Consider the following 1,336-nt stretch of genomic DNA (forward strand, 5'->3'; position numbering starts at 1 on the left):
TGATCTTGACCCGCCATCTACGGACAGCTTTTGTATCTTAAGTTAACGATGCCCGCTGTTGCCGGTATTCTCGTGGAGAGAGATATCCCAGCGCACTGTGCGGGTGATTTTCATTGTAATGCGTGAATGCTGCTGCAAGGTTTTGCAGCGCTGTTCTCACATCCGGTTTTGGCATGAACGCGATATAGTCTTCCTTCATCGTCTTCACGAACCGTTCCGCCATGCCATTACTCTGCGGACTGCTCACCGCTGTTGTACACGGCTCCAGATTCAGCTCTCTGGCGAACCTCCGCGTTTCATGCGCGGTATACGCGGAACCGTTGTCCGTCAGCCACTGCACCGCTGTGTCCGGCAACTTATCGCCGAAGCGCTTTTCTACCGACCCCAGCATCACATCCTGCACGGTCGAGCTGTCATAGCCTCCCGTGCTTGCTGCCCAGTCTATGGCCTCGCGGTCGCAGCAGTCCAGCGCGAACGTTACACGCAGTTTTTCACCATTATCGCAGCCGAACTCAAAGCCATCTGAGCACCAGCGCATATCACTTTCCGCAACTGCGATTTTACCTTTATGTTCACGCGTCGGCCGCTCTGGTTTGTCATGCAGTAACAGCAGGTTATGCTCGTTCATGATCCTGTAAAGCCGTTTGGCATTGACCGGCGGCAGCCCCTCAGTACGACGTTGCTTACGCAGGATGCCCCACACGCGGCGATAGCCATAACTCGGCATATCGCTGATGATATCGAGGATACCCGACAGTATTTCTGCGTCTGCTTCGTCATTACGCCGGTTACAGCGCCTGTCCTGCCAGTCGGCAGAACGCTTAATCCGCAGTGACAGTTGCGCACGCGACACGCTCATGGTGCGGCTGACCAGAGCTATTCCCCATCCTTTGGCAACAAGGGCGCGTGCACTATCCATTTTCGCGACTGACCGTACTCCACGGCTTCTTTCAGGCTCTCAACTTCCATCGTCTTCTTGCCCAGAAGGCGCTGAAGCTCCCGAACCTGCTTCAGCGCTGCGGTGAGTTCAGAGGCTGGCACAACTTCTTCTCCGGCCGCTACGGCGGTGAGGCTGCCTTCCTGATATTGCTTCTTCCACTTAAACAGCAGGCTGGGCTGGATACCATGCAGGCGGGCGACATGGGAGACATTCATGCCGGGCTCCATCGTCTGCTGGATAATGGCGATTTTCTCCTGAGGAGTCTTACGTTTACGGACTACTTGCCCTAAAAGGATCCCGTTCATCTTAAAATTGGCGTTAGTGTTAGACATATATTCAAGCCTATCTCTTATCTGGAGATACAGCTACTGTCTGGTGTTTCAGGGGGCTACATCA

General features: G+C 54.3%; 1 protein-coding gene. It reads right to left on the reverse strand.

The annotated features are described in order from the left end of the window. Nucleotides 1-37: 37 nt before the first annotated feature. Nucleotides 38-1,245, reverse strand: a protein-coding gene (locus H0248_RS18520) for an IS3 family transposase (protein WP_180787028.1) whose coding sequence is annotated in 2 segments (ribosomal slippage) — nucleotides 38-924 and nucleotides 924-1,245 — 1,209 coding nt in all. Because the reading frame shifts where the segments join, the coding sequence is not laid out codon by codon here. Nucleotides 1,246-1,336 lie beyond the last annotated feature (91 nt).

It is taken from the genome of Pectobacterium brasiliense, assembly GCF_013449685.1.
GTDB classification, from domain to species: domain Bacteria; phylum Pseudomonadota; class Gammaproteobacteria; order Enterobacterales; family Enterobacteriaceae; genus Pectobacterium; species Pectobacterium brasiliense_A.